This window comes from Micromonospora sp. NPDC007208 (assembly GCF_042869175.1).
Classification (GTDB): Bacteria; Actinomycetota; Actinomycetes; order Mycobacteriales; family Micromonosporaceae; genus Micromonospora; species Micromonospora foliorum.
Genome location: NZ_JBIAFG010000015.1, coordinates 97707 through 118939, shown reverse-complemented (window position 1 = coordinate 118939; position 21233 = coordinate 97707). Strand labels below are relative to the sequence as shown.

Sequence of the window (21233 nt, the reverse complement as noted above, 5' to 3'; positions counted from 1 at the left end):
CTCAACGATCGTAAACGAGTCGAACCACAACGAAACCCGCTTATCCGGCAACTCCCTCCTATCGCACGTTGATGTTCGACTGGTGGTCGTGGTGACGTTGGATTCGAGCGCCGGTCGGCACCTCGTCCGGTGTGCCCGCTCGGTCACCGACGACGTCGTCGGGCCGCGACCCGGCGCCTGCGGAGTTCCGACGGGCGGGCGACCATCCTGTGTGGTCGGCCAGCACCATGGCGCTCGCGACTGTGCAGCGGTGAGTGACTGGTTAACGCACAGGAATCGACACTGAGTGACTGATTAGTCAGCTACCGTGACACTGAGTGGCCGGTTAGTGGTGCCGTCTGGCGGGAAGCCAGCGGTCGACCAGGCGTACCGGTGACCCCGATCGGAGGACTCATGGTCGTTAACCAAGCAGGTGCCCTCACCCGTGATCGTCCACTGCGCATCGCGATGGTAGTGCCACCCTGGCTGCCCGTGCCGCCCCCGGGCTACGGCGGGGTGGAGCAGGTCGTCGCCGGATTGGTGGACGCCCTCGTGCTGCACGGTCACGCGGTGACCCTGTTCGGCGCGGGCGACCAGCACGGCACCGCGGCCCGTAGTTTCGTCTCCACCACGCCTGATGTGCAATTCGCGCGGCTCGGCGAGTCTCTGCCTGAGCTCGCACATCTGGCCCGAGTGAAACACCTGGTCGGGGCGGCGGACTTCGATCTGATCCACGACCACACCGTGGTCGGCCCGCTGGTGGCCGGGCGCCGCGCCGTGCCGACGGTGGCCACCGTGCACGGCAATCCGGTGGGCGAGCACGGCGACGTGCTCAGCGACACCGACCCGGGAGTCGGCCTGGTCGCCATCTCGCACGGGCAGCGTCGGCTGAACCCGGGGCTGCCGTGGACCGGCACGGTGCACAATGCATTGGACCCCCGGAGCATCCCGCACAAGGCCGAACCCGGCACCGGACCGGTGCTGTGGCTGGCCCGGTTCAGTCCTGACAAGGGCCCGGACGTGGCGATCCGCGCGTGCCGGGCGGCCGGGTTGCCGCTGCTGCTCGCGGGCAAGTGCAACGAGCCGGCCGAACGCCAGTACTACGACGAGGTGATCGAGCCGATGCTCGGCGAGGACGTCACAGTGGTTTTCAACGCCGACCGGGAGGCCACCCTGCGGATGCTGGTGGATGCCCGGTGCCTGATCATGCCCATTCGGTGGGAGGAGCCGTTCGGCATGGTGATGGTGGAGGCGATGGCGACCGGTACGCCTGTGGTCGCGCTCGCCCGAGGCGCGGTGCCGGAGTTGGTCCGCTCCGGGGTGACCGGGCTGGTCTGCGAGCGGTCCGAGGAGCTGCCGGACGCGCTGCACGCCGTGCGGCAGCTCGACCCGGCGGACTGCGTGGCGCACGTGGCGGAGAACTTCTCGACCACCCGGATGGCGTACAGCTACGAGGCGGTCTACCGGCGGTTCCTGGCCAGCGCCGGGCCGGGTCAGACGTAGGCATGCAGTGGCGGGACCTGGCGAGCTGCTATGCCACCACCACGACAGACGTCGATCAGCTCTGCGGCGGTTGCCCCTGCGGTCCTGCCAGCCGCGTCGTGACCTGCCGCAGAGGCCGACTGCCGTGGACGGTCTTCTTCATCCGTCGCCACGCCGCTCGGGCCGGAGACCTGCCCAGCACGCTGCCAAGACCATCCACACCACCACCTGCCGCCGTCCCAGTGCTCTGAGCCAGTTGCTGGGTGCTCTGTCCGAGCTGCTGGGCGGCCTGTCCAAGTTGTTGACCGAGTTGCCCGGTGGCCTGCTGCAGCGTCTGGGACAGCGGCCCATGGGGCCCCAGCGCCTCCTGCGCTGTCTGCCCGACCTGGTTCACTGCCGTGTCCACCGTCTTCACCACCGACTCGATGATCTGTGGGTTGCGCTCGATTGTGCGGAGGGCACTGTCGAGAATGCCCCGGAGTTCATCGAGCCGGACCTCGAGCATCGCCTCGGCCTCGACGCCCTTGATGTCGATCTTCACCGTCCCGAGATGCGCCTGAACGCCCACGTCGAGCTGGAGCAGGCTGCCCAGCCGGGCTCGCAGGGAAACAGAGGCGTCCAGATTGTCGACCTCGACGTAGACCTGTTCGACCTTGACCTGCGGAATCTGGAGGACGACGTCGGGGTCGGACATCGTCTTGCTGCTGTGCCCGCCGGCCGGCTGAGGAAGGCCGTGCGATTGCGCGGGCGACTCCCGTGCGCCCGTGTCCCGACTCTCCGGTTCGGTCATCCCGCCCTCCTCGGGCCTCGCCTAACGTCCGGACCGGATGGAGCCCGCCATCGGTATGTGGCCTCCGATCCTCGGCTCCTGCTGATAAGTCTGAACGCCACCGCAGCGAGGGTGTGGCCTAGGTGCCGATCCGGCGGGGCTGGAGCTGTCCCGACCCTGGCCCGGTCAACTGCCAGAACTCCTGCGGCAACTGGTCGACAAAGTCCCCGTACTCCTTCGCGCTGGCAGCCTCACGCAGGGTGTCCAGCACGGCCCGTGCTCCGTCGGCGGCCACCTGGCGATCCACGCCTGCCCCGGACTGCACCCGATCGAGGAATTCGGTGAACCCGAACCGCTCCGGATCTTCGGTGGGCCTGGACACCAGGCCTCGCAGCTCCTCGGGGAGCTGGGAGGCGAGGTCCCTTGCCTGGCCACCGGTGATCCGTTTTGCCACAGTCTCGAGTGTGGCGCGGGTGATCGGTTCCGCCTGCCCCGACGGAACCTTGGGTCGCGCCGCCACAGACTGAATGAACTCGCTGTAGTTCACCTCGGATCCCCTCTCGAACCGGATTGCGGCGGGTACCCGCCGCCGCCGGGGTGAAACGGCGGTTCGCCCGCCCTCACCGTGGTGGGGGAGGGCGGTGGGTGATACGGCGGGCCACCCGCAACTGGTACAGGCCGGCGCTGGTGACCGCGTAGAAGACGGGCAGGAGAAGGAAAATGACCAGGCCGACCAAGGGGGCCACCAGATAGCCGACCAGCCCGGCGAGGACGTACAGGACGACCCCGGCGAAGGCCCGGACCCGCTCGACGGGAAAGAAGCCGTCCTTGGCCTGGTCCTTCAGCAGGTCAGGGTTGCGGGCGAGGTAGTGGTAGAACGCCAGCCACGTCGCGCACAGCAACGCGCCGAGCAGCGCGTAGAAGGCGATGGCCACACGCTGGTCCTTGTCGTTGTGTTCCTGCAGCGCATGCGACACGACGATGGTCGGAAACGGTAGCAGCGCCGTGCTGAACAGCACGAACAGGTTCATCCAGTGCAGGCCGCGATCGACCTGCTGGATGCGGTTGAACGCCGCCTTGTGGTTGAGCCAGACGACTGCCACATACGAGTAGGACGCGAGATACGCGACGTACGAGGGCCACTGGTCGAGTAGGCCGGACAGGAGGCGGCCGGGAGGAACGTCCGGCACCCGGAGGTCCAGGACCAGCAACGTGATGATGATCGCGAAGATGGCGTCGCTGAACGCCACGGCGCGGCTGGTGTCCGACCGGGTGCCCAGCTCTGCGCCTGGCTCGCTCACCGGCTGCGCCTACCCAGGGTCGTCTGCGGCAAACAGCTGGGCAGCTCGGTTGCCCATGCAGGGCCGCCCGCAGACCCGCGCCTGCGGACAGACAACGCATCCGGCCACCGGGCGTGCCACGGTGGCCGGATGCGTGGGTGGTCGTCAGGGTTTGAGGACAATCTTCTCGCATTTGTCTTCCTTGTTCTTGAAGATCTCGAAGCCGTGTTCTGCCTGGTCGAGCGGCAGGGTGTGGGTGATGACCCGGGTCGAATCGATCTCCCCGCGTTCGATGCGCTGCAGCAGCGGCTTCATGTAGCGCTGCACGTGGCACTGGCCGGTGCGCAGGGTCAGCGCCCGGTTCATCCATGCCCCGGCCGGGAACTTGTCGAGGAAGCCGCCGTACACGCCGATCACCGACACGATGCCACCGCTGCGGCACGACAGGATCGCCTGCCGCAGCGCGTGCGGGCGCTCGGTCTCCGAGCGGACTGCCTGCTTGACCCGGTCGTAGGCGTGCACGTGCGCGCTGCCGTGGCTGGCCTCCATGCCGACCGCGTCGATGCACTTGTCCGGTCCCCGCCCACCGGTCAGCTCCAGCAGCCGGGACCGCACGTCCACCTCCTCGAAGTTCACCGGCGTGTGGCCCGCCCGTTCGGCCATCTGCAGCCGGTACGGCTCCTTGTCGATGGCGATGACCTTCGCGGCGCCGAGTACGCGGGCGCTGTCCATCGCGAACTGACCGACCGGGCCGGCACCCCACACCGCCACCACGTCGGTGGGCTGGATGTCGCACATTTCGGCACCCATGTAACCGGTGGGCAGGATGTCGGAGAGGAACAGCACCTGCTCATCGGTCAGGTCGGACTCGATCTTCAGCGGGCCGACGTCGGCGAACGGCACTCGCGCGTACTGTGCCTGACCGCCAGCGAAGCCGCCGGTCAAATGCGAATAGCCGAACATTCCGGGGACCGGATGACCGAAAAACTTCTCCGTGATCCCGGCGTTGGGATTGGAATTCTCGCAGCAGGAGTACAGCTCGGCGGCGCAGGCGCCGCACGCGCCGCAGGAGATGGGGAACGGCACGACGACCCGGTCCCCGACGCGCAGCCGACCCGGCTCGACGCCCCGGCCGACCTCGATCACCTCGCCCATGAACTCGTGGCCCATGACGTCACCGTCCTGCATGGTGGGCACGTACCCATCGAGCAGGTGCAGGTCCGAGCCGCAGATCGCGGTGGAAGTGATTCGTACGATGGCGTCGCGGTCGTTCAGGATCTTCGGGTCCGGCACGTCGCGGACCTTGACCTTGTTGCGGCCGGCCCAGGTGTTCGCCCTCACGCGTCCGCCCCCTTCGCGAGCTCGGCATCCGACAGCGGTTGCGCCGGACGCTGCGGGAACTCCTTGCGGGCCCGCTTGCCCCACGGGGCGCCGTCGGATCGGACCACCTGACCGGTCTCCAGCACCTGCTTGAACCGGCGGAGGTCGTCGTCGAGCTGCTGGTGCGGCTCCTCGCCGAAATACCTGGCGACCGCCTTGCCGATCGCGCCGCCCGGGATGTCGTAGGACATGACGACGTGCACCTCGGTGCTCACACCGTCCGGGGCCGGCACGAACCGGACCGCACCGGCGTTCGGCACGTCGGCGTTCCCGGTCGACCGCCAGGCGATCTTCTCGCCGGGTGTTTCGTCGACAATTTCCGCGTCCCACTCGACGTTCTTGCCGAACGGAGCGCTGGCGGACCAGTGGCTTGTACGGTCGCCGGTGGTGCGGATCTCCTCAAGGTGCGCCATGAAGGTCGGGAGGTTGTCCAGGTCGCGCCAGAACGCGTAGACCTTGGGCGGGGGTTTGCGGATGGTTGTCGTGGCTGTCAGCTCCATGGGTCCTCCTTCGCGTACGCCTCGTACCGCCCCGGTCCTTTTCGCGCGGGTCGCCTGGACGGCGGTCAGCAGGTCCACGACCGTGATTCCGACGATGGCGCCGGTGACACCGACGAGGCGACGCCGGCGGCGCCCGCTCCGGTGGGCGATGGCCACCCCGAGGGAGGCCAGGTCCATCGCGTCGCCCAGGACCCGGGTCCACGCCCAGATGCTCTTTCGCCGGCTCGTCAGGAGCCCGGCGGCGTGTACCAATTCCCGTGCCCCGACCAGCGGCACCACCGTCTTGGACGTCGGGGAGTCGTCCACTCCGCTGATCCGGCGTACCGTGTCCGGTGCCGCCAGCTGTGCCACGCCCAGGCCGAGGCTCACCCAGCCGAGCCCGCGCCCCCGCCGCTGAACCTCGTCCTGCCTGGCCTTCTCTGCTTCTCGGGTTGCTAGTTGAGTCACCGGTAGCCTCCGTATCCGGTCGCACCCGGCCGAGCACTCCGGTCAGGACGGTCCGGGGCGCGACACCCGTGAGGGCCCGGATACCCCTCGGAAACCACCTCAACCCGCCCATCGGCCGCTGCACGGAAGCGACGGCGTTCCGGCGGGCGGGGCAGCCGATACGGCGGGGCTCAGGACCGGCCTGATCCTCCCGGCCCTGAGCCCCACTGGTCAGGTCGTCGCCATCTGGCGGACGTCTTCACCCTGGGCGAACTCCTCGACCATCTTCGCGCAGAACGCCGGAAGGTCGCTGGGGCTGCGGCTGGTGACGAGGCCGTTGTCGACCTGCACCTGTTGGTCGACCCAGTTCCCCCCGGCGTTACGGATGTCTGTGCGCAGGCTGGGGAACGAGGTGAGGGTCCGGCCGTTGACCATGCCGGTCTCGACCAGAGACCACGGGCCGTGGCAGATCGCCGCCACCGGCTTCTGTTGTTGGAAGAATGCCCGGACGAAGTCCATGGCCTGCGGGTTCATCCGGAGCCGGTCGGGGTTGACCGTCCCGCCCGGCAGCAGCAGGGCGTCGTAGTCGGCCGCATTCACGTCGTTCACGGTCCGATCCACCCGGAAGTGGTTGGCAGGGTTGATGTCCTGGTTCATCGACTGGATCTCGCCGGATTGCAACGAGATCAGGTGGACCTCGGCTCCCGCCTGCTCCGCGGCGGCTCGGGACTGGGTGTATTCCACGTCCTCGACTCCGTCGGCGGCGAGGCAAGCGACTCGCTTGCCGGTCAGTGGCTGCTGGCTCTGCGCCATGTCTGCGGCCTCCCCTTCGCGGCGCCGCCCCGTCGGCGGCGCGTCGCTAGATCGCGGTCGCCTTCCCGGTGGGGGAACCGGCAAACTGGGCAGCGAAGCACGATCGAGGGCGGACAATCCGGGACTGTGCCCGCCGCACACCGACTGCCTGCGGGGAGAGAGTCGCGTACGCGCGTGTGCTGCTCCTCGCGGCGGGTAACCAGGCCTCCCACTGTTACCCGGAAAGGTCGACATGAGCCTCGCTGCCGGCGCGATCGAGTTGCCGTCCGGTCAGACCATGCCCGTGCTCGGGCAGGGAACGTGGTACCTCGGCGAGCGCCCCGCGCGGCGGTCGGACGAGATTGCCGCCCTGCGCACCGGGCTCGACCTGGGCATGACGATAATCGACACTGCGGAGATGTACGGTGACGGCGCTTCCGAGGAACTCCTCGGCGAGGCGATCGTCGGACGACGGGCCGATGTCTTTCTCGTCGACAAGGTGCTGCCGTCCAACGCCAGCCGACGGGGAACCGTGCAGGCCTGTCGCCGCAGTCTGCAACGACTAGGCGTCGACCACATAGACCTCTACCTGCTGCACTGGCGCGGCACGCATCCACTCGAAGAGACGATCGAGGCGTTCGCCGAACTCGTCGACGCCGGCGACATCGGCCAGTGGGGTGTGAGCAACTTCGATCTTTCGGACATGACTGAGCTGCTCGATGCGGGCGGAAGTGCCTGCTCGACGAATCAGATCCTGTACAACCTCACCCGCCGCGGTCCCGAGTACGACCTGCTGCCGTGGCTACGCGAGCACCGAATCCCGGTGATGGCGTACTCGCCGATCGAACAGGGCCGACTGCTCGGCCACCCCCAGGTGGCGGAGGTCGCCGCCCGGCACGAGGCCACGCCCGCTCAGGTCGCGCTGGCCTGGCTGCTGCGGCAGGAGACGGTCGCGGCCATCCCCCGATCGTCGAAGTCCGAACACACCCGGGAGAACGCCGAGGCGCGCGACGTGCAGCTGACCGAGGAGGACGTGGCGGCACTCGACACGGCGTTCCCGCCGCCGGCCGGCCCACAACCGCTGGAGATGTTGTAGGGCCAGTGGCCATTTCGGCGGGAGTCAACTGACCACCGGAAACTCACTCAGTATCAGAATCGCCCCGGGGGCCCGCCCTTTATGAAAGGGTTTGTTCTGAAGGTCGCCAATTAACGACGGGACCCACACGAGCAGACCAAGCGACAGGGGCGGACATGAGGTTGCTGATCGGCGGAGCGGTCGTGGTGGCCGGCGGGATGGTCGCGCGGCGCCTGCTCGGCGGGACTGACCAGGGTGACGGCCACCGGCGACGAGGCCAGGCACGGAGTCGCCGGCCGCGGTGGCACGTGGCGACGGTGAATCGACCGGCCAGTGACGTCGCCCCCGGCGGACAGCTCCCCGAGCCGCTGGCCGGGCTTGGCGACGCCGTCGAGGTCCAGCTGCGGCCCGCCCCCGGCGACCGGGGGACAGAGATCGCTGTACGGCTGCGCGACGGTGCCCGACCACCTGTTGCCGCCGCCGCTCGACGAGCCACCGGCCGGGACCCGGAGCAGGCGATCCGGGCTGCGCTGCGAGAGTCGAAGCAGCTCATCGAGACCAGTGAAGTCCTGCACCCGGACTATCCGCCCACCACCGAGCCGACTCCGGTGAACAAGCCACTGCGGATGGCCACCCAAGAGGGTCGGCGGGAGGGACGACTGTGAAGGCGCTGGTTTGGGAGGGAGCCAACGAGCTCGCGGTGCGGCAGGTTCCGGACCCGCAACTCCGCAACGAGCAGGACGCCATTGTCCGGGTCCGTCGGACGGTCACCTGCGGTTCGGACCTGCACCTGCTCGGCGGGTACATCCCGTTCATGGAGCGTGGCGATGTCCTTGGGCACGAGTTCCTTGGCGAGATCGTCGAGGTCGGTCCGCAGGTTCGCAACCACAAGGTAGGCGACCGGGTCGTCGTCTGTTCGTTCGTCTCTTGCGGCAAGTGCTGGTACTGCCAGCAACAGCAGTTCTCCCTGTGCGACAACGGAAACACGAACCCGATGATCACCGAGAACGTCTGGGGTTCCGCGCCCGGAGGCTGCTACGGCTATTCGCACGCACTCGGGGGCTTCGCCGGCAGCCACGCCGAGTTCATTCGCGTCCCCTACGCGGACCAGGGTGCCTTCACCGTCCCGGACGGGGTGAGCGACGAGCGCGCGCTATTCGCCTCCGACGCCGCGCCGACCGGCTGGATGGGCGCCGACCTCGCCGGGGTCAAATCGGGCGATGTCGTGGCGGTCTGGGGCGCCGGTGCGGTGGGGCAGATGGCGGCCCGGGCGTCCGTGCTGCTCGGCGCCGCTCGGGTGATCGTGATCGACCGACTCGACAACCGGCTTCAGATGGCCGAGACGCATCTCGGCGTCGAGACACTGAACTACGAGCGGCAGGACGTCAGCGGCGAGTTGCTGGAACGCAGCGGCGGTCGAGGCCCGGACGTGTGCATCGAGGCGGTCGGTATGGAGTCGCACAGCAGCGGTCCGCAATTCTGGTACGACCAGGTCAAGCAGCAGCTGCGGATCGAGTCCGACCGTCCGATCGCTGCCCGGGAGGCGATCTACAACTGCCGCAAGGGCGGCAGTGTGTTCGTGCTGGGCGTGTTCGCCGGGCTGGTGGACAAGTTCCCGCTCGGGGCGGTGATGAACAAGGGGCTGACGTTGCGTGGCGCACAGCAGCACGGACAGCGCTACATTCCCATGCTGCTGGAACGGATGGCCCGCGGCGAGCTGGTCACGGAGCACCTCGCGACGCACACCATGCCGTTGGACGAGGCGCCGCGCGGCTACGACATGTTCAAACGGAAACTCGACGGCTGCGTTCGGGCCGTCTTCCAGCCCACCAGCTGACCCGTACCGCCGGGGCCACCGTCACCCTGCGCCCCCGTAGCTAGCTGACCTCGCTGGCCTACCGCTGTGGCTGCCCGCCTTTTTCGTCCCGCCAGCCGCCGGGTTCGGGATGGTAGCCGTAGGCGGCGGCCCGGACCGTTTCCTCGTTCTCCAGTCCGGAACCGATCGCGCCGCCCACGGTGGCCAGCGAGCTGGTGATCCAGGCGAGCGTCAGATAGTCGGTGAAGCTGACCGGTCGCTGCAAGGTCTGTTCGAACACGGATGTGTCGATCAGCAGGGCCCCGACAAGCGCCGTTCCCACGAACAGCACCACGTAGGACACGGCCGTGGCCAGCGTGAGGGTGAGAACCGTACCCAGATTGAACAGCCGTGCCAGCTCAGCCGGTGTCTCACGGTCTGGTTTCTCCCACAGGTCATGCGCGACGATCAGCCAGGCCACCAACGCGGTCAGCCCGAGCAGCATGATCACTGCGAGTCGGAGTCCGCCGAGCGCATCGCCCATCTGCCAGATGGTGTCCGTGGTGAGCGCGAACGCGGCGGTGCCGAACGCGCCGACCAGCAGCTTGGACAGGCCCAGCAGCGCGCGCCCGGGGCGGTTGGCTCGGACCATGCCGGTCAACAGTCGCACCCGGCCGATCAGCCCCGAGGCGACGTAGCGCCGCTCACCGGCGTCGGCCTCGCCAACCACTCGGTGGACGGCGGGAATCCGGCTTGTCATCTCGGCCGGTGCCCAGCCGGCTGGCGGCACCCGCCTGTCGGTGGCGTCGGTCAGCAGTCGACTCACCAGATCCGGAACGGCCGCGCGGGTCGCTCGCAGCTGGTCCAGTCCCAGCGCGGGCAGGGACACCACCGCGACTTGGCGCCGGGCGGAGGTCTGCGCGACCAACGGCACCCGTTCGGCGTGCAGCGGCAGGTCGGTCAGGCAGATTGCGACGTCCCACTCGTCGCCGGCGCGCCGCCTAGCAAGATCGTCGAGCAGGGCCTCGGCGCCACCGTCGCGGCGCGGCGCCACCTCCCCCCAGCCTTCCCGCACGGTCCACCGCACGTCCGCGCTCACCCGCTCGGTGAGCCGGTCGGCAAGCTCGGCGGTGAGCCGCGCGGCCACCCGTGCAGGGTGGTCCGGTGGGGTTGCCACCAGCCCGACGACGATCTCCGGGCGTTGCTGTTCGCTGTGGGCCATCGCTGCTCCTCCAGCCGGGCTCGTCGCCGTCCATCATCACCAATGCCGGCTGTCGGAAGCCATTACGCCGAGCAGCGCCCGGAGCCGTTCGGCGACGAGGACCAGGCAGACCGGGCCACCGGGTGAGCAGCACGTGCGGCAACCCACCCGGCGACCCCCAGGAGGCGGCTGCTCTTCTAGCCTCGACCGTCGGGGTGCAACAGAACCTTGGTCCAGCCGTCGTTGCGGGCATCGAAGTTCTGATACCCCGTTGGCGCTTCGTCGAGCGTGAGCTCGTGGGACACCAGGAAAGAGGGCTCGGCCTTGCGCGATTCGATGAGGTTCATCAGCTGCCGGTTGTAGGCCTTCACGTTGCACTGGCCGGTGCCCATGCTCTGCCCCTTGAACCAGAACATGCCGTAGTCGAACGGCACCTTGCCCTGTTTCTGCAGCGAGTCCGGCGCTCCTGGGTCCTGCCGCATGTACACGCCCACCACGCCGATCGTGCCCCCGAACCGTACGGAGTGCACGAGGTTGTTCAACGTCAGCCCCGACTTCTCCTGGCCCTCCGGATCGTGCGCCTGGTAACCGACGGCCTCACAGCCGCGGTCCGCGCCCATCCCGTTGGTCTGCTCCAGGATCTGGTCCACCGGTGACGCCTGGGAATCGTCGATCGGGATCGCGCCGATCTGCTCCGCCAGGCGCAGCCGGTCCGGATGCCGGTCGACCACCATCACCTTGTTGGCACCCTTGATGATCGCAGAGTAGGCAGCCAGCAGGCCGACAGGCCCGGCGCCGTACACCGCCACACTGTCGCCGGGCCGCACGCAGGCGAGCTCGGTCGCGTGCCAGCCGGTCGGAAAGATGTCCGACAGCATGACGTAGTCCTTCTGCCTGCTCATGTCCCGCGCATCAGGCGGCAAGACCAGACAATTGAAGTCCGCCCACGGCACCCGCAACAACTCCGCCTGACCGCCGCTGTAAGGACCCATGTCCGCGTAGCCGTAGGCCGCGCCGGCCATGCCAGGTGCCGGGTTGGCCACCAGGCAGAACGCGGTCAGACCCTGATTACAGTTGGCGCAGGATCCGCACGAGACGTTGAACGGCAGGCACACCATGTCGCCGACCTTGACCAGATCGACGCCTTCGCCGACCTCGATGACCTCACCCATGTTCTCGTGGCCGAGCACCCGCCCGGGCTCCATGTCGGTGCGCCCGTCGTACATGTGCAGGTCCGAGCCGCAGATGTTCGTCGTCGTAATCCGGATCAGCGCATCGGTCGGTCTCTCGATTCTCGCGTCCGGAACCTCCTTGACGCTTACCGTCCTCGGTCCCTCGTACACGACAGCCTTCATCTGGTTCCCCCGTGAAGAATCCGCTCGCTGTTGAGCCATGCCATTCCGGCGCTCACATCCTCGCAGACCGTTCCGACCCTTATTACCGGTTTGCACCCCCTGGATCGGGGCCCAAGGACGTCGTGCTCTGGACCCATCGACCTCCCTGTCGGCTGATAACTCTGCGATCCCCGGGCGTGCGGGTGTTGTTCGGCAGCCACGGGTGGCGGACTACTACCGGAAGAACAGCCCGGCCCAGGGCGCGAACGCCCTGGGCCGGAGTGGTGCTGTAGCTGTCGGTCGTGCCGATCAGGTGACGTTGATGTCGCTGCACCACATGTAGGTCTGGTCCAGGTGCGACGCCCTCCAGAGCACGAACAGGATGTGGTTCCCGCTGCGTGCCGGGAGCGAGACGTTGAACGAGATGTTCTGCGCCGGCGCGTAGCGCCCGGTCGTCGTGATCAGGTCGAGGTTGCCCCACCCGAGCTTCTGGGTGGCGGGGTTGAACCCCTGCTTGGTGACGTAGACCTGGAAGTAGTCGGCGCCGTGGCTGGCCTGGTCGTACAGCTGGACCGTGAGGTTGCGGCTGACGGTGGTCGTCTTCCACGCCCCGGGCTGGTTCACGCTGTCGTTCCTGGACAGGGCGTTGCTGCACAGCTGCCCGTCCGGGGTGCGAGCCTGGTACTGGCCGGCGAGGCCGTCCCGCAGCTGGCTCATCCAGTTCCACATGGTGTCGGGGTTGGCCTGGAACGCCCGCCAACACATGGGGTCCTGCTGCTGCATGGCCGGGTTCATGTGCTGGCTGCCCCAGGTCTTCCAACACTGGTAGGCGCGGCTCATCGGGTTGATGATCGTGCCGTGGGCCTGGGCTGCTCCGGTGAAGGGCAGCATGCCGGCCACGATGGCGAACACCATGACGAGCGCTCGAAGGGACCGACGGACGGGTGACCGGGATCGTCCGCCGGATCGATCGGACTTGAGTGAACGCACTGTTCATCCTCCGCTCTTCGGGACTACAGATCAGTATGGGAACGCTCCCAAACCAACTGTTACATCTATTGGCCTAGATATCAATACTCATCTATCTATGGTGGGATGTGGATCGAGCTGACCGGGCTGTCCGTAGCCGCCCGGTTCGGGTCGGGGTGCGGGTGCGACCACGCCGCCGGCCGCCCGGCATGCTCAGAGGCCGGCTGCCGCGTCGTACCGGCGGCGCTGGTCGGCCATCTCCGACTCGGTCAGCGCCTCCTTGAGCGCCAACTCCGCGTACTTGGGCGGGAGCATCTGCCGCACCCGGTCGGTGAACATGACCTCGGCGGTCGCCTCGACCACCTGGATGCCCGGGGGATTGGTGGACATGTCCATGATCACCGGACCGGCCAGCTTGACCGCCACGTCCCAGGGGCGCTTCTGCTCGGCGACCCCGCAGAGGTGGAAGCCGTAGACCGTCTTCACGTCGGCGAGCGCGGTGACCGCCGACGGCTCGTAGCCGTAGACGCGAACCCCGCAGATCACTGCCGGCTTAGCCGTGGTGGCGGCCTGCTGGGCACCGTGTCCGGTGTGGTTGTGCTGCCCCGGGTCAGCCTGTTCGAGTGTGCTGCGCATCCGGGCCGTGATCTGCGCCTGCAGGTCCGCCGGCTCCGCCTCTGGGTCGGCCCGGTTGACCAGCACCAACGCGCCGGCCGACACCACCAGCAGGATCACCGCCACCCACACGAAGCGGTTTCGGTACCAACCCGCGAAGTCGTCTCGGGAAATCATGATTGCTTCTCACCTCGTCGCCGGTTCTTGTGCGCTGGCAGGCCGAATCGGACGCCCCCGGCGGGTCGGGCGTCGAGCGCGTCGGCCGTCGGGGACACGTGCCGGGGTATACCTACGGCGGGCGGGGGCGACTGCCCGGCAGGATGCCCGTCGTCGTAGAGGTGGCCCGGCGATCCGGCAGTCGGGCGTCCGCCAAGGGCGGCGCGCTGCCGGCGCTGCAATGCTCCCGTGCTGGCCGTTCTCAGCGCGGTTGCCCCCGCGCTGCGGCGATATGAGCCATTCCAACACGTCTGGCCCGGCTCTGGCAACATCGACGGGCATCAGCGTGGATTTGGCCGGGCGGCCCGGACCTTCGCCGCGCACGAGTGCTCATCGCCGCACCGCCGCTGGTCTCCCCGAACAGATCCGCGGCGAGCGCAACCGGGATCGGATATGGTCCGTAAAACCCGATTTGCCGCTTGTAAAGGGAAAATATGAGCCGTCTGCCATACGTGAACCCTGCCGATGTCCCGGTGCCGGTCCGCGACGCGCTGCAGGCCGCGCGTCCCCTGAACTTCTTCCGAGTCATGGCCAACGCCGAGACGGCGTTTCCGGACTGGATGCGCTGGGGAGGCGCGCTGCTCACGGACCTGGCCCTCGACCCGCTGCTCCGCGAAATCGCGATCCTGCGAGTTGCCCAGCTGAGCGACATCCCCTACGAGTGGGTCCAGCATGAGCCGATCGCCCGCTCCGTCGGCGCCACGGCCGAGATGATCCACGCGCTCGGGCGCAACGAGATCGGGGACGACTGTTTCACGTCAGACCAGCAGATCGTCCTGCGTTTCACGACCGAAGTCGTTCGCGACGTCCGCCCGCCCGACGACACCGTCACCGCACTGACCGGGCTGCTCTCCCCGCGCGAGGTGGTCGAACTCCTGATGGTGATCGGGCAGTACATGATGATCGCCCGGGTCGCCGCGGTGACGGACCTGGAAGTCGACGAGCCGATGGGGGCCGCCGTCTACGGTGTGCGGGCCTGACTAATGTCATGAGTACCTGTGCACCCCGCATCGAACGTCGTGACTAAGCGCACTGGAGCCCGACCGTCCTGTCGATGAGACTCGATTCGACGCCGGAACAACAGCCGGCCGAATTCGAGGGGCGGCGGGACGGTGGACGAACGCTACGACAGCTACTGCGCCGCAGACCCGCTGTTCTACGACTCGCTCGGCAGCGCCGTCGCACAGCCCGTCTTCCCGGCCGCCGAACGGCCGATGCCGGCCGGCTGGCGCCGCGAGCCGCTCGACGACTGGCTGATCTACGCGCCCGACGGCGGCTCGCTGCCGCAGCAGGGCTGGAAGATTCACATCTCGGCGGGTCTGGCGAACGCCGAACGGGTGCTGGACGCGGTCTGGAACTACTGCGTCCCCCGCGGCCTGTCCTTCAAGTTCCTACGCGGGCCGCGCACGCTCTTGCTGCGCAACTCCAAGTACGCCGCCCGGGCCGCCAGCGGCAAGTTCGTCACCGTCTATCCCCGCGACGACGCCGAGCTGGAGCTGGCCTGCAAGGAGCTCGACGAGCTGCTCACCGGCGAAACCGGACCGTACATCCTCAGTGACCTCCGCTACGGCGCCGGCCCGGTCCACGTGCGCTACGGCGGCTTCGCCGCCCGCTACTGCCACTCGCCCGACGGCCAGGTGGTGCCGGCGATCGAGGACGACTCCGGCACGCTGGTGCCGGACCGCCGGGAGCCCGTCTTCCACGTACCGTCCTGGATCACCCTGCCCGACTTCCTCGGCCCGCACCTGGCCGCCCGGAGCGGCACCAGCACGGACCAGGTGCCGTATCGGATCGAGCGGGTGATCCACTTTTCCAACGGCGGCGGGCTGTACGTGGGCCGGGACCTGCGTACCGACACCGAGGTGGTGCTGAAGGAGGCCCGACCGCACGCCGGCCTGGACGCCGACGGCACCGACGCCGTCGCCCGGCTGGCCCGCGAGGCGCAGGCCCTGCGGCAACTCGCCGACCTGCCGCAGGTGCCACGGGTCCACGACGAGTTCGCGCTCGGCGAGCACCGGTTCCTCGCGCTCGAGTTCATCGAGGGTCGGCCGCTGAACAAGGTGCTTGTCGACCGGTACCCGCTGATCGACGCCGACGCGACCGACGGCGACCGGGCCGCGTACGCCCAATGGGCCCGCCAGACCTACGAGCAGGTCGAGTCCGTCGTGGCGGCGATCCACGAGCGCGGCCTGGTCTACGGGGACCTGCACCTGTTCAACATCATGATCCGGCCGGACGACCGGGTCGCCCTTGTCGACTTCGAGGTGGCCGCGCCGATCGCCGGGCACCGCCGACCCGGGCTGCGCAACCAGGGCTTCGCGGCACCGCGCGACCGCAGCGGGCCGGCGGTCGACCGGTACGCCCTGGCGTGCCTGCGGTTGGCGCTGTTCCTGCCACTGACCCAGCTGGTCCGGCTCGCCCCGGCGAAGGTGACCCACCTGGCCGACATCATCGCCGCGAACTTCCCGGTGCCGAGGTCCTTCCTCGACCCGGCGGTCGAGGAGATCACCGGTCAGCCGCGGGTCACCGCGGACCCGCGAGAGACTCTCGGCGCGGATGACTGGCCCACCCTGCGCAACCGGCTGACCACGGCGATCGTTGCCAGCGCCACTCCCGAGCGCGACGACCGGCTCTTTCCCGGTGACATCGAGCAGTTCCGTAGTGGCGGCCTCAACCTCGCCCACGGGGCGGCAGGAGTGCTGTACGCGCTCGACAAGAGCGGCGCCGGGCGGTGGCCCGAGCACGAAGACTGGCTGGTGCGGCGGGCGACAGCGCCCCCGTCCGGCACCCGCTGCGGCTTCTACGACGGGCTGCACGGCGTCGCCTACGCGCTCGTCCACCTCGGACGTCGGCAGGACGCGCTGGACGTTCTCGACATCTGCCTGCGGGAACCCCTGGACGGGCTCGACCACAGCCTGGCGAGCGGACTGTCTGGGATCGCGCTCAACCTGGCCGAGATGGCTGCGCGTACCGGGGAGGTGTCGTTGCACGACGCCGCGTGGCGGGCCGCCGAGCGGGTGATCGGGCAGCTGGCCGACGACCCCGGCCCGGACGTCAGCGGCGGACGCAACCCGTACGCCGGGCTGCTGCGCGGCCGGACCGGCCCGGCGCTGATGCTGGTGCGGCTCTACGAGCTCAGCGGCGACGAGGAGCTGTTGGGGCACGCCGCCACGGCACTGCGTCAGGATCTGCGCCGCTGTGTGCTGCGCCCGGACGGCGCCCTGGAGGTCAATGAGGGCTGGCGCACCATGCCCTACCTGGCACACGGCAGTGTCGGTATCGGGCTGGTCCTCGACCAGTACCTGCGCCACCGGGCGGACGACCAGTTCACCGAGGCGAGCGCCGGGGTGCGCCGGGCGGCACGCTCACCGTTCTACGCACAGTCCGGGCTCTTCGCCGGCCGGGCCGGCATCATCGCCTACCTCGCCGCCTCGACCGACGACGCCGACCGCCGCGAACTCCGCGCGCAGCTGGATCGGCTGGCCTGGCACGCGCTGCCGTACCGGGAGGGCACCGCCTTCCCCGGTGAGCAGTTGCTGCGGCTCTCCATGGACTTCGGCACCGGCACCGCCGGCGTGCTGTACGCGCTGGCCAGCGCGCGGCACGACCAGCCCCCGGCGCTGCCCTTCGTCGCGCCCCTGCCGGGCGCGAAGAGACTCCCCCGCGACAGCGGGGGCGACCTGATCGGCGAACGGATGGAAGGGAGGTGAACGACATGGCACTTCTGGACCTCCAGGGCCTGGAGATGGCTCCGGCCGACCGCACCGGTGGCGGTAGCCGGGCGAGCCTGCTGCTCTGCGGCGACAGCTCGCTCTCCGTCACGACCTGCAACTGATCCACGCACACGTGGGGCCCTGGGTGGGTAGACGTGCCCACCCAGGGCAACCGCGTACCAACGGGAGGACCGATGCCGACGTTCGCGGCGGGGGACAGGCTGCTGCGGCAGACGGTCCTGGCGGGCGGCGGCTGGACCGCCGGACTCGCCGCGGTCGCGCTACTCGGCGCGGCCGCCGAACTGTTGCTACCAGCGGCCCTCGGCCGCGCCGTCGACGCCGCCCTCGCCGGCGGCTCCGGCTGGTGGGCGGTGTCCGCCTGCGCCCTGGTCGTCGTCCTCATCTGCGTCGACACCCTGACGGACCTGGCCAGCGGGTTCGGCGCGGCGCGCGCCACCGCCGGGCTGCGCCGGCGTCTCCTACGTCACCTGTTCAACGTGGACGTCCGCGCCACCCGCCGGCACCCGGTGGGGGATCTCGTCGGCCGGTTGGTCGGCCAGGCCGCCGACGCGGGACAGGCCGGCAACGCCGTGGTCCTGGCCAGCGTGGCGGTGCTTCCACCGCTCGGCAGCGTCGTCGCGCTCGCCATCATCGAACCGGTCCTCGGGGTCACCCTGCTCGCCGGTCTCGGCCTGCTCGCCGTTCTCATGCGCGCCTTCGTGGCCGACGCCTCCGCCGCGACCGCCGGGTACCAACGGGTGCTCGGCACCATCGCCGGCCGACTGCTGGAGTCGCTCAGCGGTGCCCGGACCATCGCCGCCGCCGGCACCACCCAACGCGAGGAGGACCGGGTGTTGGCGGCCCTGCCGGAGCTGGACCTGCACGGCCGGCGCACCTGGGACCTGCTGGCCCGGGCGAGTGCGCGTACCTCGGCCGTGGCACCGCTGCTGAACCTCAGCGTCATCGCGGTCGGCGGGTACGCCCTGACCGCAGGCTGGCTCACACCGGGTGAACTGGTCGCCGCGGTCCGGTACGCGGCCATGGGTGCCGGGCTCGGTGCGGTGCTCGCCACCCTGAACCATCTGGTCCGCAGCCGCGCGGGAGCACACCGGGTCGCCGAGCTGCTGACGCAACCCGCCGCGCCGGCCGGCGATCGGCCCCTTCCACCCGGCGGCGGCGCCCTGCGACTGCGGGGGGTGTGCGTGTACGCCGACGACGGCCGGACCATCCTGGACGGCATCGACCTGGACGTGCCAGCCGGCGCCACGGTGGCCGTCGTCGGAGCGTCCGGTGCCGGCAAGTCGACCCTGGCGGCCGTGGCGGGACGGCTGTACGACCCCGACGGCGGTGAGGTGCGACTGGACGGTGTGCCGCTGCGGGACCTCGACGCGGCGGCGCTGCGCCGAGCCGTCGGCTACGCCTTCGACCGGCCGGTGCTGATCGGCGCGACAGTCCACGACGCGATCGGCTTGGCGCTGCCGGTCGACTCGGCGGCGCCGCCAGCCGATCGGAGCCCGGCCACGCCGGCGGTTCTGCGGGCGGCCCGGATGGCGGCGGTCGCCGACGTGATCGACCGTCTGCCCGGCGGTTACCGCACCCCGCTGGTGGACACACCGCTGTCCGGGGGCGAGACCCAGCGCCTCGGCCTGGCCCGCGCGTTCGCCGCCGAGCGGCTGCTCATCCTGGACGACGCGACGTCCAGCCTCGACACCGCGACCGAACACCGGATCACCGAGGCGGTGCTCGGGCGGGCCGGGGAGCGTACCCGACTGGTGGTCACCCACCGGACCGCGGCGGCCGCGGCGGCCGACCTCGTCGCCTGGCTGGACGGCGGACGGCTGCGCGGACTGGCGCCGCACCGGCACCTCTGGGCCGACCCGGACTACCGGGCGGTCTTCCAGCCGGCCGGCGGTGGGCCGTGAGCCGTCCCGGCGTACGCCGAGTGACCTGGCGGGCGCTGCGGGCCCGCCGGCGGGAGCTCGCCGGGCTCGGCGGCTGGTCGCTCGTCGAGTCGCTGCCCGCGCTGCTGGCCGGCTATCTGGTCGCCCGCGCCGTCGACGAGGGTTTCCTGGCCGGACGGCTCCTCAACGGTCTGGCCTGGTTGGGGGTCCTCGCCGTGGCCGTGCTGGTCGGCGCGACGGCCACCGGTCGGACGTACCGGAGCCTCGGCGCCGTGGTCGAGCCGTTCCGCGACGAGGTGGCCGCTCAGGTGGTCCGGGGTGCGCTACGCGACGCCACCCGGGCGGGTGGACGCCCGGACAGCGCCGCCGTGACCCGGCTGACCCACCAGATGGAGATCGTTCGCGACACCTTCGCCGGTCTGCTGATGGTGACCCGCGGTTTCCTCTTCTCCGCCGGCGCGGCCCTGCTCGGCCTGCTCGCCCTGGCGCCGGTGGTGGCGGCGCTGGCCGCCGTGCCGCTGGTCGCCGGGCTGGGCGTGTTCCTGGCCGCGCTGCCGGCGATGGTCACGCACCAGCGCGCGTACGTCCGGGCCGGTGAGCAGCTCGGCCAGTCGGCGGCGACCGCGCTGGCCGGTCACCGCGACGTGCTGGCCTGCGGCGCCCAGGCACGCGTGACGGCCGACGTGGCGCGCTGGGTGTCGGCGCAGGCCGCCGCCGAACGCATGCTCGCCCGGATGGCGGCGATCCGCAGTCTCAGCCTCGGCATCGGCGGCTGGCTGCCACTGCTGGTGCTGATGGTGACCGCCCCGTGGCTGGTCGAGCGGGGTCTCACCGCCGGTGCGGTGCTGGGTGCGCTGATCTACGTCTCCACCGGGCTGCAACCGGCCCTGCACACCCTGGTGCAGGGCCTCGGCGGCGGCGGGCTCCGCTACGCGGTCACCCTGGAGAACATCCTGCGCACCTACCCGGTCCCCGACGACGGGCGCCCGTCGGTCCCCGCCGCCGCCCGGGCGCCCCGCTACCGGCCGCCCACCGGTCCCGCCGACGGCTCGCCCGCCGTCCAGGTCCGGGAACTGACCTTCGGTTACGGTCCGCACGCCCGGCCCATCCTGCGGAACTTCTCGCTGACCCTGGCCGAGCGGGACCATCTCGCCGTGGTGGGCCCGAGTGGGGCGGGCAAGTCCACACTGGCCGCCCTGGTGGCCGGTCTGGTGCCGCCGCAGGCAGGCACGGTCCACCTGGCCGGCGCGGCGGTCGCCGAGGTCGAGCCGGCCGTCCTCGCCCGGATGCGAGTGCTGGTGCCCCAGGAGTCGTACGTGTTCACCGGCAGTCTCGCCGACAACCTCCGCTACCTGCGGCCGGACGCCGACGACCACACCCTGGAGGTCGCTCTCGACGCGCTCGGCGCGCGTGCCCTGGCGACCCGCCTGGGCGGCCTGGGCGCGCCGGTCGCGCCGGCCCTGCTCTCCGCCGGCGAGCGGCAGCTCATCGCGGCGGTCCGGGCCTGGCTGGCGCCCGCCGCGCTGGTGATCCTCGACGAGGCGACCTGTCACCTGGACCCGGCGCTGGAAGCGACGGTCGAGGCGGCCTTCGCCCGGCGGCCCGGCAGCCTCGTGGTGATCGCGCACCGGATCAGTTCGGCGCTGCGGGCCGGTCGGGTGCTGGTCCTCGACGGCGACGAGCCCGAGCTGGCGACGCACGAACAGTTGTTGGCCCGCTCGGCCACCTACCGAATGCTCGTCGGCTGCTGGGACGAGTCGGCAGTGCCACTGCCGGCGGCGCCCACGCGGCAGGGCTGAACCCCGC

The 21233-nt window shown here is 70.0% G+C and carries 19 protein-coding genes; 9 read left to right on the top strand and 10 right to left on the bottom strand.

What is annotated here, in order from left to right:
• Positions 1–393 precede the first annotated feature (393 nt).
• Positions 394–1482, top strand: coding sequence for a glycosyltransferase family 4 protein (locus ACFYL6_RS25620; RefSeq protein WP_387174937.1), 1089 nt, complete (start codon positions 394–396; stop codon positions 1480–1482).
• Positions 1483–1537: 55 nt separating this feature from the next.
• Here ACFYL6_RS25620 and ACFYL6_RS25615 read toward each other — a convergent pair whose 3' ends face one another.
• The 6 genes from ACFYL6_RS25615 to ACFYL6_RS25590 all read right to left on the bottom strand — a co-directional run bounded on the left by ACFYL6_RS25615 (position 1538) and on the right by ACFYL6_RS25590 (position 6629).
• Positions 1538–2251 carry a hypothetical protein gene (locus ACFYL6_RS25615; protein WP_387174935.1) on the bottom strand — a complete coding sequence of 238 codons (714 nt, stop codon included), beginning with the start codon at positions 2249–2251 and terminating at the stop codon, positions 1538–1540.
• Between the two features lie 118 nt (positions 2252–2369).
• The gene (locus ACFYL6_RS25610) at positions 2370–2750 is read right to left on the bottom strand and encodes a DUF2267 domain-containing protein (RefSeq protein WP_387175082.1); all 381 of its coding nucleotides are present in this window, start codon (positions 2748–2750) and stop codon (positions 2370–2372) included.
• 100 nt (positions 2751–2850) lie between these two features.
• The gene (locus ACFYL6_RS25605) at positions 2851–3531 is read right to left on the bottom strand and encodes a TMEM175 family protein (protein WP_387174933.1); all 681 of its coding nucleotides are present in this window, start codon (positions 3529–3531) and stop codon (positions 2851–2853) included.
• Positions 3532–3675: 144 nt separating this feature from the next.
• The gene (locus ACFYL6_RS25600) at positions 3676–4851 is read right to left on the bottom strand and encodes a zinc-dependent alcohol dehydrogenase (RefSeq protein WP_387175081.1); all 1176 of its coding nucleotides are present in this window, start codon (positions 4849–4851) and stop codon (positions 3676–3678) included.
• Complete coding sequence (locus tag ACFYL6_RS25595) at positions 4848–5837, bottom strand: SRPBCC family protein (protein ID WP_387174931.1); 990 nt, start codon at positions 5835–5837, stop codon at positions 4848–4850. The genes ACFYL6_RS25600 and ACFYL6_RS25595 overlap by 4 nt, the downstream gene beginning before the upstream one ends.
• Positions 5838–6047: 210 nt before the next feature.
• On the bottom strand, positions 6048–6629 hold the full coding sequence (locus ACFYL6_RS25590) for a type 1 glutamine amidotransferase domain-containing protein (RefSeq protein WP_387175079.1): 582 nt from the start codon (positions 6627–6629) through the stop codon (positions 6048–6050).
• A gap of 232 nt (positions 6630–6861) precedes the next feature.
• Here ACFYL6_RS25590 and ACFYL6_RS25585 point away from each other — a divergent pair, with 232 nt between their 5' ends.
• The 3 genes from ACFYL6_RS25585 (at position 6862) to ACFYL6_RS25575 (ending at position 9520) form a co-directional block, all read left to right on the top strand.
• Complete coding sequence (locus tag ACFYL6_RS25585) at positions 6862–7704, top strand: aldo/keto reductase (protein ID WP_387174929.1); 843 nt, start codon at positions 6862–6864, stop codon at positions 7702–7704.
• A gap of 155 nt (positions 7705–7859) precedes the next feature.
• Positions 7860–8348, top strand: coding sequence for a hypothetical protein (locus ACFYL6_RS25580; protein WP_387174927.1), 489 nt, complete (start codon positions 7860–7862; stop codon positions 8346–8348).
• Positions 8345–9520 (top strand): zinc-dependent alcohol dehydrogenase, encoded by a 1176-nt coding sequence (locus ACFYL6_RS25575; RefSeq protein WP_387174924.1) that lies wholly within the window; start codon positions 8345–8347, stop codon positions 9518–9520. The genes ACFYL6_RS25580 and ACFYL6_RS25575 overlap by 4 nt, the downstream gene beginning before the upstream one ends.
• 58 nt (positions 9521–9578) lie before the next feature.
• Here the strand turns inward: ACFYL6_RS25575 and ACFYL6_RS25570 are convergent, their stop codons facing one another.
• The 4 genes from ACFYL6_RS25570 to ACFYL6_RS25555 all read right to left on the bottom strand — a co-directional run bounded on the left by ACFYL6_RS25570 (position 9579) and on the right by ACFYL6_RS25555 (position 13774).
• Entirely contained in the window at positions 9579–10700 is a 1122-nt protein-coding gene (locus ACFYL6_RS25570; protein ID WP_387174922.1) for a hypothetical protein, read from the bottom strand.
• Between the two features lie 176 nt (positions 10701–10876).
• Positions 10877–12034 (bottom strand): glutathione-independent formaldehyde dehydrogenase, encoded by a 1158-nt coding sequence (locus ACFYL6_RS25565; protein ID WP_387174920.1) that lies wholly within the window; start codon positions 12032–12034, stop codon positions 10877–10879.
• Positions 12035–12322: 288 nt separating this feature from the next.
• Complete coding sequence (locus ACFYL6_RS25560) at positions 12323–12928, bottom strand: lytic polysaccharide monooxygenase (RefSeq protein ID WP_387174919.1); 606 nt, start codon at positions 12926–12928, stop codon at positions 12323–12325.
• Between the two features lie 267 nt (positions 12929–13195).
• Positions 13196–13774 carry a hypothetical protein gene (locus tag ACFYL6_RS25555; protein ID WP_387174917.1) on the bottom strand — a complete coding sequence of 193 codons (579 nt, stop codon included), beginning with the start codon at positions 13772–13774 and terminating at the stop codon, positions 13196–13198.
• 512 nt (positions 13775–14286) lie between these two features.
• On the opposite strand from ACFYL6_RS25555, the gene ACFYL6_RS25550 reads away from it, so the two are divergent.
• From ACFYL6_RS25550 to ACFYL6_RS25530, 5 genes are all read left to right on the top strand, one after another.
• Positions 14287–14793: a carboxymuconolactone decarboxylase family protein gene (locus ACFYL6_RS25550; RefSeq protein WP_387174915.1), complete on the top strand. Its 507-nt coding sequence runs from the start codon at positions 14287–14289 to the stop codon at positions 14791–14793.
• Positions 14794–14925: 132 nt separating this feature from the next.
• Positions 14926–17523 carry a class III lanthionine synthetase LanKC gene (lanKC, locus tag ACFYL6_RS25545; protein ID WP_387174912.1) on the top strand — a complete coding sequence of 866 codons (2598 nt, stop codon included), beginning with the start codon at positions 14926–14928 and terminating at the stop codon, positions 17521–17523.
• Positions 17524–17528: 5 nt separating this feature from the next.
• On the top strand, positions 17529–17648 hold the full coding sequence (locus tag ACFYL6_RS25540) for a SapB/AmfS family lanthipeptide (protein ID WP_013734295.1): 120 nt from the start codon (positions 17529–17531) through the stop codon (positions 17646–17648).
• Positions 17649–17720: 72 nt separating this feature from the next.
• On the top strand, positions 17721–19448 hold the full coding sequence (locus ACFYL6_RS25535) for an ABC transporter ATP-binding protein (RefSeq protein ID WP_387174910.1): 1728 nt from the start codon (positions 17721–17723) through the stop codon (positions 19446–19448).
• A complete protein-coding gene (locus ACFYL6_RS25530; protein ID WP_387174908.1) occupies positions 19445–21226 on the top strand; it encodes an ATP-binding cassette domain-containing protein in 1782 nt (593 codons plus the stop codon). Before ACFYL6_RS25535 ends, ACFYL6_RS25530 begins: the two co-directional genes overlap by 4 nt.
• The last annotated feature ends 7 nt before the right edge of the window (positions 21227–21233 follow it).